This window comes from Chloroflexota bacterium, from assembly GCA_013152435.1.
Lineage (GTDB): Bacteria > Chloroflexota > Anaerolineae > DUEN01 > DUEN01 > DUEN01.
This window is the reverse complement of the sequence record JAADGJ010000077.1, coordinates 66977-78583: the sequence shown is the minus strand read 5'-3', so window position 1 is coordinate 78583 and position 11607 is coordinate 66977. Positions and strand designations below refer to the sequence as shown.

General features: G+C 61.9%; 6 protein-coding genes and 1 pseudogene. 2 read left to right on the top strand and 5 right to left on the bottom strand.

What is annotated here, in order from left to right; translation table 11 throughout:
* Positions 1–178: 178 nt before the first annotated feature.
* A pseudogene (locus GXP39_11745) lies at positions 179–382 on the bottom strand (hypothetical protein).
* A 1724-nt stretch (positions 383–2106) separates the two neighbouring features.
* Here GXP39_11745 and GXP39_11740 point away from each other — a divergent pair.
* Both GXP39_11740 and GXP39_11735 read left to right on the top strand, forming a co-directional pair.
* The gene (locus tag GXP39_11740) at positions 2107–5334 is read left to right on the top strand and encodes an AAA family ATPase (protein ID NOZ28707.1); all 3228 of its coding nucleotides are present in this window, start codon (positions 2107–2109) and stop codon (positions 5332–5334) included.
* A 379-nt stretch (positions 5335–5713) separates the two neighbouring features.
* Positions 5714–6487, top strand: a complete 774-nt coding sequence (locus GXP39_11735) for a sugar phosphate isomerase/epimerase (GenBank protein ID NOZ28706.1) — start codon at positions 5714–5716, stop codon at positions 6485–6487.
* 238 nt (positions 6488–6725) lie between these two features.
* On the opposite strand, the gene rhaS is transcribed toward GXP39_11735, so the two are convergent.
* From rhaS to GXP39_11715, 4 genes are all read right to left on the bottom strand, one after another.
* Entirely contained in the window at positions 6726–7775 is a 1050-nt protein-coding gene (gene rhaS, locus GXP39_11730; protein NOZ28705.1) for a rhamnose ABC transporter substrate-binding protein, read from the bottom strand.
* A gap of 145 nt (positions 7776–7920) precedes the next feature.
* Entirely contained in the window at positions 7921–8901 is a 981-nt protein-coding gene (locus GXP39_11725) for an ABC transporter permease (GenBank protein NOZ28704.1), read from the bottom strand.
* 11 nt (positions 8902–8912) lie between these two features.
* On the bottom strand, positions 8913–9923 hold the full coding sequence (locus GXP39_11720; GenBank protein NOZ28703.1) for an ABC transporter permease: 1011 nt from the start codon (positions 9921–9923) through the stop codon (positions 8913–8915).
* A complete protein-coding gene (locus GXP39_11715; GenBank protein ID NOZ28702.1) occupies positions 9920–11443 on the bottom strand; it encodes a sugar ABC transporter ATP-binding protein in 1524 nt (507 codons plus the stop codon). Before GXP39_11715 ends, GXP39_11720 begins: the two co-directional genes overlap by 4 nt.
* Positions 11444–11607 lie beyond the last annotated feature (164 nt).

Genomic DNA, 11607 nt, shown 5'->3' with positions numbered 1-11607 from the left:
CCTGTACCTCCTGATAGACAATGGTGTACCGCCCCTGCTGATCCGTGCGCACCCTCTGCAACATCTTCCACGCCTCAGACTCCGTCGTCCGTCCCATCAGCTCCACCAGCACGTTCCAGAGGGGACGCTGACCATCCAGCACGCGCCCCTCAAAGCGATACTCGCGCACGGCGGCTAACGTCGGCGTTGGCGTCGGGGTGGACGTCGGCGTGGGCGTGTCGGTAACGATCACCGCGCCGCTTGTAGGTGTAGGTGTAGGTGTGGGTGTGGGTGTGGGTGTGGGTGTGGATGTCGGCGTGGGCGTGGGTGTGGATGTGGATGTGGATGTGGATGTCGGCGTGGGTGTGGGTGTACTAGTTCCCGTAGGCGTGGAGGTCGGCGTTATGGCGGAAGGCGCATATCTCAACACGGTTCCATTGTGCCCCACGGCATAAGCCGTTGTATCAAAGGCCCATACGCCTTCAAGAGTCTCTGTAGTACAACTATCCATCTGACGCCATTGAGTACCATCCCAATGGAAAATCGTTCCCCCCTCTCCAACGACGAAGATACTGTCCGCCGAGGTGCCATGCATATCATTCAATCGTGCCCACGTGGAGAGTTCTGTCACCTCCTCCCATGTGCTTCCATTCCAGTGATATACGGCACCATAGAAGGGTAAGATGTAAAAATCATTAGTGGATAACCCCCAGATGTTCTGGATAAAATTGACGGAAGGCGCGCTAAAGGGTCCCCACGAACCATTGCGACGCAGCATATAATTGGATTCCCCTCCGGCGAACACAGAGGTCGCATCACCCCATACGGCACTTAGGGGTTGGCCATTGGAGAAGGTCGAGCGATTCACTTCTGTGGTCCAAGATGAACCGTCCCAGTGGGCGACAAACGGACCATCTGTCCCCTCCCCTCCAAAGGGCCGAAAGTCGGTCCCCACGACGTAAACATCATTGGGGCTCCGTCCCCAAACAGCACTGGGGGCAGGATTTCCATCTGGGTATGAGAAGCCAATGTATGACCAAGAGGAACCATCATAGTGATACAAAGCACCGCTACCAGCGACCCAAATATCATTGCTCGCGAATCCCCATACGCTCGCGAGATTACTGCTTCCTCCAGTTCCCATATAGGACCAAGATGTGCCATCGTAATGAGCGACGGCTCCCCCTGTCCCCACGACATAGATGTCATCTGGGCCAGTACCCCAGACATCGTAAAAGTATATGTTTTTATAGAATGATGGAAGCGACATGGTCTCCCATTCGCACTGTGACGCACGTGCTGGCCGGGGAGCATCAGGAGCTCCCCAAACAGGCCCGGCGAGGGAAAATCCTATGCCCAAACACGCTAATATAGAAACGACGAAGAGAAGGAAAAGACGATTACCTTGACGATCTCGCCAGCGCATACAGCCCTCCTTACGATACAATTGGGCACAAGGCCTCATATCTGGTTCGTCGATCTCCCTTCTTGCCATTTCATCAGAACCTCTTCCACGAATTCCACCAAGTCCCCCACACTGCTGAACCCCCATCGCCTTCCCGTATGAGGCTCCTCCAACGCGATCCTCAACAGCGAGGGCCTGTCTTGCCCCTCCCGCTGTTCTGTCCAAACATACAAAAGATAGATGCGAGGATGGCTCATTTGAGCGATTAAAGGAATGAGGGTATAATCTTGCGTGACGGATATCACTCACTCCATCATATCCCAAGAGCGTTGAATAAACGTTGAAAGAGGCTGGATCCGCTCATTCTGATCTGGACCGTGAATCGGAAACTTCAACCCTGACACACGGCCATGGCACCCATCCTACACCTCCGCTTGTTAGGCGGGCCTGAGATCCGGTTAGGAAAGCATCCCATTCACCTCGAGACAGCGAAGACGCTCGCTCTGTTAGCCTACTTGGTGATGCGCCCCGGCGCACACCAGCGGGAAATGCTGGCCGATCTCCTCTGGGGCGATCAAGGACAAGCACGCGCGGCGCGCAGCCTACGCCGTGCCGTCTGGAATATCCGCCGCTCCCTCTGTTCAGACGACGAATCATGTCCCTACCTCCACGTCTCCCGACAAGATATCGCTTTCAATCATCAGGCACCTCACACCCTGGACGTGGAAACCTTCGAAAAACACATAAAGGCCATCAAACCCTCTATCTCCTCTACGACGCATTCCGCCTCCCCAGAGGCGATTAAGCATCTCATTGAATGTGTGCGCCTATATCGCGGGGACTTCATGGAAGGGGTGTACGTGGAGGGGGCTTCTGCCTTCGAAACGTGGCTCCTGGGTGAGCGCGCGTACTACCGCGAGCGCATCATCCAGGTTCTCTTCCAACTTTGCAAGATCCACATCGCGCGTGGCGAGTACGGGGATGCCATCCTCACGCTACAACGCCTCCTCACCCTGGCTCCCTGGTCGGAATGGGCTCACCGTCAACTTATGCTCTGCTATGCACTGGCAGGCCGTCGTGCGGACGCGTTGGCTCAGTATGAGCGTTGCCTGCATCTGCTGCGGGAGCACTTCCATGTCGATCCCCTGCCAGAGACCGTTCGCCTGTATGAGCGCATTCGTGACCCCCATCAATTCACCCGCATCCTCTTCCAGCCCGATCGTTCCCCTGGAGACCTTCTCCCCCCTATCCCCTTTTTCGGGCGGGAGGAGGAACATGCCTGGCTTATGGCACGCTGGGAGGAACGCCAGGGCACCCTCACCCTGGTGGAAGGAGAGGCGGGAATTGGCAAGACCCGTCTCATGGAAGAGTTCCTGAAGTATCTGCGCGGCCGCGGAGTCACCGCACTGCGCGGGTGTTGTTATCAGTTCAGCAGCAGCGCTTCCTTTCACCCTTTTGCCGACGCCCTGCGTAATCTGCTGCACCGGGCACCTGACGCATGGTCATCCTTAGCACCCGTGTGGTTGGTCGAGCTCTCCCGTCTGCTTCCCGAACTGCAAAGCGCCACGTCTGCCCTGCCGCCGCCTGTCCCGATCGAAAAGGACACGGCCGCACGCCAGCGTCTCTTTGAAGCCGTCGCCCAGGCCTTCCTCGCCCTGGCCCAAGGTGGCCTGGCCTTCTTCCTGGATGATGCGCACTGGGCCGACGCCGACACCGTGGACATGCTGCGCTACCTCCTGCATCGTTTGGCCGACGCGAACATCTGGTTCGTCGCCGCATATCGGGGCGAGGAGGTGGAACCCGGGCACCCCTTCAACCTCCTATGCCGCGACCTAGGGCGAACACGACGCCTGCAAATCCTGCACCTGAGTCCTCTCAGCCAGGAAAGCATTCGCCAAGCCCTTGCAGAATGGCTGGTCCTCCCCAAAGAACGGATCCCATCGCTGCTCACCTATCTCTACGACCGCTCCCAAGGCAACCCTTTCATCCTCATGGAACACCTGCGTGACTTGGTGGAACGAGGCATCCTCCAAGCCAGAGGAACAGGCTGGGACGTGGATGCAGACCAGCTACGGGAGGAGCAACTTTCCTCGTCCGGGCACGGTCTCGCCCGGCACGTTACCCCCCGCACCGTACCATCCGCTGTCCAGGACATGGTCCTGACTCGCGTGGGGCGTCTGCCTACAGACGCGCGACACCTGCTAGATATCGCGGCCGTTTTGGGCGAGCCCTTCACACGTGAGCTTCTTCTCGCCATAGCCCAGACTCCTGCCCAGCAGGTAGACGCAGCGTTGAGCACCTGGCTCCTGCGTGGGCTGATCCGCCCGATCTCCTCAGAGCAGGAACCTTGCTACGATTTCACTCACCCCCTGATCTGTCAGGTTGTGTACCACCATATCCCGGATCCCATTCGCCGCCACCTGCATGCTCATATCGGCGCTACGCTGGCGCATCTATACGCCGGCCGAGAAGACCAGATCATCGAGGCCCTCGCTTACCATTTCGCAGAGAGCGCGGACCGGGAGAAAGCCGTACACTACCTGTTGCAGGCAGGAGAAGCGGCCCAATCCCGACAGGCCCAGGAAGCCGCGGTGGGCTTCTACTCCCACGCCCTGGAGATGATCCCCGCCCATGACAGGGAGACGCGATATCGCGCGCTCAGCGGTCGGGAGCGGGCGTACAACCAACTGGCCCGACGCGAGGAGCAGGCCCGGGACCTAACCGAATTGGAAAACCTGGCTCATGCGCTCGCAGATCCCATCCGGCAAGCCGATGTGCTGCTCCGCCGCGCGGAATGGGCCATGCGCACGGCTCGTTTCCGCGAGGGAATAGACAGCGCGGAGGCCGCCCATTCCCTGGCTCGAAAGCATGGAGATATAGGCTTAGCCGTGGATGCACTGCGCATCAAGGCCATGTGTCATGTGCGCACAGGTGACTTTGGTAGCGGGCTCGTATGTTGCGAGGAGGGATTACACCTGAGCCAGCAGATAGGAGATCGGCGACGGGAGGTACTCTGTCTGGGGACACTGGGCATCATCGACCTGGACCAGAACCGCCTGCCAGAAGCGCTGCAGCATATGGAAGCAGCGCTGGCCTACTGGCGGGAATCCGGTGAGGCATGGCATCAGGCCATCGCCTGTAACAACCTCTCCATGCTCTATCATCGCCTGGGTAACTACGGCCGCGCCCTGGCCCTACAGGAGGAGGCCCGTAATCTCATTCCGCAGACCGGGGACCTGGGCCTGGACGCGTACAGCCTGACCAGCCAGGGCGTCCTCTATTACACCCTGGGGCGCTACGAGGACGCGCTGGCGTGCTACGAAGACGCCCGGCGTCTGGCCCACATCATCTCGGATCAAGGCCTCGAATCCTATATCCAGACCTGCGCCGGGGAAACGCATCTGGCCCAGGGAGACGTCGATGAGGCTGAGGCCGCGTACCGTCGCGCCCTGGCAATAGAAGAGGATCTGAACGCCTTCGTCTTCCGCTCCCAGATTTGGGAAGGGCTGGCCCGCTGCGCGCTGGCCCGCGGCGGCCTGGCCGAAGCGGCCGAGCGACTGGAAAAAGCGGATCACTACTATCGGAGCACTCGTGCGCCAGGCCACACGATGACGCTAGCCCTGTACGCGTACGTCCAGGTACAGCAAGGAGACGTGGAAGCGGCACGAGCGTTGGTGACCCAGTTTCGGGAGGCGGAGGAAGCCACGGGCGGGGAGGCGGAACCCGAAGCCTGGTGGTGGTTGGCCCAGACGCTCAACAGGCTGAACCAGCCCGCAGCCGCGCGGGAGGCTCTGGTACAGGCTGCTACAATCATACGACAGCGCGCTGCCTCCCTGGATGAAAGGGCCCGCACCCGATATCTCTCCCGTTCTTCCATCTACCAGGATATCCTCACCGCGGCACCTGAGGAGATGCCCGGTAGCTCCCTCATCGGAAGGGAGATTGTGTAGCGTCCTCCCGGCGGCCCGCCCCGCTCTTCCCCACGACACCTCGCAGCCGCCACGATGTCACTATATTGGCTCCCCCCAGGTTGTCCTTCGGCGCTCTGGTGGTGGCTCGATTGACATCCCCGGGAACGCACGTTATGATGCCCACGCGCCCTCAGAGCGTATCTGAGAAATGCCGTTGCCCCTGATATGGGGAGACCCGGGAGGCGGAGCCCCCCCGGAAAAAGCCCTTCTCCCGCCTTCGACCTGCCGACCTCAGCCTGGGTCCTTTGAAAAGGATCGAGAAAGGCGGGAGGGCAAGCATCTTACCGGTAAATCCTCAGATACGCCCTCAAGGACAGGCGGGGGCGCATTTGGACGAGCCAGAGAGGAGGAAGGCACCATGCGATTCGGATGTTGCACGCCAATGGAGAATGCGCCGCTCATCGCACAGGCCGGATACGACTTCATCGAGCTCACCGTGGTCCAACACCTGCAACCCGAGACGTCCGATGAGGAGTGGGCCCCCACCCGCTCCGCCCTGGAGGCGATGCCCCTGCCCCCGGCAGCGTTCAACGTCATGCTCCCTCGGGACCTGAAGGTGGTCGGCCCAGACGTAGATCCCGACCGTGTACAACGATATCTCCATACTGCTTTCCAGCGCGCCGCCCTCCTGGGGGGCGAGGTCATCGTCTTCGGGTCCGGCGGATCCCGCAACGTGCCCGACGGATTCCCACAGGCGAGGGCCTGGGATCAACTCATCCAATTCATCCGCTGGGCCGGCGACGCGGCCCAGGCGGTGGGCATGCAGGTCGCGATCGAGCCGCTCAACCGTGGGGAGTGCAACATCATCAACTCGGTGGCAGAGGCCCTGGACCTGGCCCAGGCGTCCAGCCACCCGGCCGTGAGGGTGCTGGCCGACCTTTACCACATCGTCGTGGAGAACGAGCCCATGAGCCACATCGCCACCGTTGGCGACATGCTGGCTCACGTGCACGTGGCGGACACGGGACGCCGCTATCCTGGCAGTGGCTCTTACCCCTACCCGGAATTCCTGAGCACGCTCAAGGCCATCGACTATGACCAGCGCATCTCGGTGGAATGCCGCTGGGAAGATCTCGCCTCGGAGAGCCGGATGGCGCTGCAATTCCTGCGGGAGGCATGGGCCCGGGCGTAACCCCTTAGCAGAAAACGAGGGCGTCCGGCACGGCATAATACCGGACACCCTCTCCGTTATACGCAGGTGCGATCAGGCGATCACGACCCTCCCCAGCCCTCCAAGAGGGCCAATAACGCAGGTCCTCCGCTCGCTTTGGCGAACGCGGCCCCACGCACTCCGCCCCCACACGAGCATCCCCTCAGGCGATGCAGCGCGGGGCCGCGCCGAGACATGAACATCTCCGGCCTTCACACGATCAGTACACCTTCGCCCACTCGTCGATGTTCTCCGCGTTGAAGCGGAACGGAGGCCCGAGCACGATGTACACGTCGTCGCCGTCGGCCTGGATGGTGTACTCGCCCAACCGGCCGGCCTCAAAGGTCTCTCCCGCCTTCCCGGTGATCTCGCCGGCGAGCATCCGATGGGCCACGTAGGCCGTCAGATACCCCAGATCCACCGGGTTCCACAGGGCGAACTCCTCGCAGCAGCCGTTCTTGACGTACTCGGCCATCTCGCTGGGGAGCCCCAGGCCGGTCAGCTTGATCTTGCCGCACAGGCCGGCATCCTGAAGCGCTCGAGCCGTCGCGGCGATGCCCACGGTCGTCGGCGAGATGATGCCCTTGAGGTCCGGATAGGACTTGAACAGCCCCTGGGCCTCGTTGTAGCTCTTCTCACGCAGGTCATCGCCGTAGACGATGGCCACCAGCTCCATCTTCGAGTACTTCGGATCCTTCAGCTCCTCCTTCATCCACTCGATCCAGGTGTTCTGGTTCGTCATGGTGGAGGCCGCGCTGAGGATCGCGATCTGGCCCTCATAGCCGATCTGCTCGGCGATCATCTGGACCTGCACCCGACCGATGGTCTCCATGTCCGCCTGGCTGATGTGGAGCTGGCGCCCGGCCGGGGCGATGCCCGAGTCAAAGCTGATCATCACGATGCCAGCGTCCATGGCCTTCTTGCCCACGGGGACCAGGGCATCGGGATCGTTCGCCGAGACGGCGATGGCGTCCACCTTCTGGGCGATCAGAGCGTCGATGATCTCGATCTGCCCCTCGGCCGTGGGGGTCGCCGGCCCCTGGAAGATGATCTCATCACCCAGCTCCTTCGCCGCCTCCTGGGCCCCACGGTTCACCGCCTCGAAGAAGGGGTTCCCCAGGTTCTTCACCACGATGGCGATCTTGTATCCCCCGGCCGCCTTCTCCGCAGGGGCCTGCTGAGGCACAGGCGTCGCAGGCGGGGCACAGGCGGCCAACAGAGCGACTACCGTCACCATCGCCAGCAGCGCAAAGACCATCCGATGTTTCATCGCAGCACCTCCTCCTTACAGGATTGCTTTATCCTCGCGAACAGGGATGATCACCGCCATTCGCTCTTGAGAATGCCGTATGGATCAATCGGCTCCTTCGCCTGATCCCACCCTTTGCATGAAAAGGGAGGGCCTGGTCTCTGAATCAAGCGCTCGGCCGTCTGGCGGCCAAGCGACGCAAAAGCTGAGGTAGGAGAATCGCCACGATGAGGAGCATACCGACTACGGTGGTCTGCACCTGACCTGGCACGTTCTTCAGGCTCATCCCGTAGCGAACGACGCCGATCAGGAACAGCGCCAGCACGACCCCGACCATATTCCCCTGGCCGCCGAAGATATCCACCCCGCCCAGGACCACCGCCGTGATGACGTCCAGCTCAAATCCCGTGGCGATGTTGGGCCGGGTGCTGCCGAAGCGGGCCGCCAGGATGATCCCCGCCAGCGCGGACATGAAGCCGGCCACCATGAAGAGGATGATCTTAATGCGGTCCACCGCCACGCCGGAGTAACGGCAGGCCAGCTCGTTGCTGCCGATGGCGAACACATAACGCCCGAACGTGGTTCGGTGCAACACCAAGCCAAAAAGCACGGCCAGCACGGAGAAGAGCACCAACGGCACGGGCACGGGCGTCCCCGGGATGTACCCCTGTCCCAGATAGGTGAACTCGGCGGGGTAGCCGGTCACCGCCTTGTCCCCCAGCACCACGTAAGCGACGCCCCGATAAAGCGCATACGTGCCCAGGGTCACCACCAGGGAGGGCAATCGGACCTTCGCCGTCAACACGCCGTTGACCCAGCCGGCCAATGTGCCAATCCCCAAGCCCAACAGGGAAGCCAGCCAGATGTTCACTCCCTTTTGAAAGATGACGGCCATAAGCACCGTGGACATCGCCAGGATGGATGCCACGGAGAGGTCGATGTTCGCGCTGATGATGATAAACGCCATGGGCAGGGCGATGATCGCCCGCTCCATGAAGTTGAACGTCATATCGAACAGGTTGCGGACGTCCAGGAAATACGGGGAAAGGGACGCGTTGATCACGCACACCAGGATCAGGAGGACCACCAACAGCCATTCCCAACGCAGCAGCATCCCGCTCCACGTCAGGCGTCGTCGGGTCACCATGGCATCAGACGTCACGAGACCTCCCCTCCAGCCTGGGCGCGCACCAGGCGCCGCGAGATCAACGCATCCGCCACCACAGCCAACAAGATCACCAGTCCCTGCACCGCCAGCTTCCAGAACGGCGAGATCCGCACCAGGTTCAACGCGTTGATGATGATGCCGAGCAGCAGCGATCCCAGTAAGACGCCCGGCACCGTCCCCGATCCACCGAAGATGTTCACCCCGCCCACCACGGCGGCGGCCACCGTCTGAAGCTCAAACCCCATCGCCGAATCGCTCTGCGCCGAGGCGTAGCGGGAGACCCACAGCACGCCGGCCATGCCGTACAGCGCGCCTGAGATGACGAACACCAACATCTGCACCCGTCTCACATGGATCCCCGCCACCTGGGCGGCCAACGGGTTGCTGCCCACGGCATAGATCTCCCTCCCCAGCCGTGTATGGTTCAGGAAGTAATAGGCGATCAAGGCCACCAGGAAGGCGATCAACACCAGGTTCGGGATCAACAGCGGCGTGGCCTGGGCAAAGGCCTTGAAACTCTCCGGCAGCTCGTGGGCGTCCACCCAGGCGCCACCGCTGATGGCGAACACGAGCCCACGGTAGACGCTCAGGGTGCCCAGGGTCGCGATGATCGGGGGCACATTCCCCTTGGTCACGACCAGCCCGTTGAAGGCCCCCAAAACGATCCCGACGCCGATCCCCATGGCCAACGCCACCAGCGGCGGGATACCCCAATGGGCGCTGATGGTCATGCCCACGATCATGCCCGACAGCGCCAGCCCCGAGCCCACGGAGAGGTCGATCCCCCGGGTGAGGATCACCATCGTCTGCCCGATGGCGACGATGACCAACACGCCGATGTCCAGCAGGATGTCCCGGAAATTGTCCAGGGTGAGGAAATACGGGCTGCGCAGGCTGACGACCACCACCAGCGCCACGATGAACAGCAGGATCCCCACCTCGCGAACGCCGGCGATCACGAGTAGAAGATCACGGCGGGTCCGTGTACGCGATACGCTCATCCCCTCACCCCTTGCACATGGCCGGTCGCCGCCATCATGATCTTCTCCTGAGTGGCCTCGGCCCGGCTGAACTCCCCGGTCACCCGCCCCTCATACATCACCAGGATTCGATCGCTCATCCCCAGGATCTCGGGCAGCTCCGAGGAGATCATCAGGATGGCCATCCCCTCCGCGGCCAGCGAGCTCATCAACTCGTGCACGGCGGCCTTCGTCCCCACATCGATCCCCCGCGTCGGCTCATCCAGGATCAGGATATGCGGGCGGGTGGCCAGCCACTTGGCCAGCACCACCTTCTGCTGATTCCCGCCGGAGAGCTCACGTACCCGCTGCCATAACCCGGCCGCCCGCACGTCCAGTCGCCGCGCGTACTCCCCGGCCAGGCTCTCCTCCCGATCCCGATCCACCCATCCCGCCCGGGCGAACGACTGCAGGATGGGCAACGTGATGTTCTGCGTGATCGTCATGGGGAGGATCAACCCCTGCTGCTGGCGGTCCTCCGGCACGTAGGCGATCCCCATGCTCAAAGCCTCTTGAGGGCTGCGGATCTGCACCTCACGGCCGTCCAGCCAGATCCGACCCCGATCCGCCGGCTCCACGCCGAAGATGGCCCGCGCCACCTCGCTCCGGCCAGCCCCCACCAGCCCGGCCAGCCCCAGGATCTCCCCGGAATGCAGCTCAAAGGAGACGTCGTAAAAGGCGCCCGCCTTGGTCAACCCCTCCACGCGCAGGGCCGGGTCACCGCGCGGCACCTCCTGCTTCGGGAAGAGGTCCTCCAGCGTACGTCCCACCATCATCCGGATGATCTCATCAGGCGTGGTCTCAGAAGTCAGCCGTGTGCCCACATAGCGGCCATCCCGCAGGACGGTGATCCGATCCGCCAGCTCGAAGGCTTCCTCCAAACGGTGGGAGATGAAGATGATGGCCGTGCCCGCATCACGCAATTGCCGGGTGATACGAAAGAGCTCGGCGACCTCCTGAGGGGTCAACGCCGAGGTCGGCTCGTCCATGATCAACACCCGGGCGTTAAAGGAGAGGGCCTTGGCGATCTCCACCATCTGCTGGTCCGCCACGCTCAACCCCCGCAGCTTCGTCCGGGGGTTCAGGTCGATCCCCAGGGCGTTCAGAAGCCGCTCGGACTCAGAGTACATCCTATGCCAGTCGATACGCCGGGTGACCGGCAATACGGGCTGATGGCCCATGAAGATGTTCTCGGCGATGTCCAGATCCGGGAACAGCGTGGGCTCCTGATAGATGGTGGCGATGCCATGCTGCAAGGCCGTCAGGGGGTTGGGGAACGAGACGCGCTCGCCTTGAAAGATGATCTCGCCGGCATCCGGCTGATGTACGCCAGCGATGACCTTGATCAACGTGGACTTGCCCGCCCCGTTCTCCCCCAGCAGCGCGTGGATCTCGCCGTGGCGAAGCTCGAACGACACATCAATCAACGCCTGCACGCCGGCAAACGATTTACTGATGTTGCGCAACTGGAGGATCGGTTCCGTACCCGCTTGGCCAGCCATGAATGGACTCACCCTATGGATGGATCGCGAAAATGCGATATCACACGCGCTCGAGCGTCAGAGCTTAAAGCCACAGCAGAGAGACAGAGGAACACGCGAGGACGGTTCCGCCGAATTCGCGTGTCAGGACTTACCGGGGAACGATCTGCATGATATGTATAGCA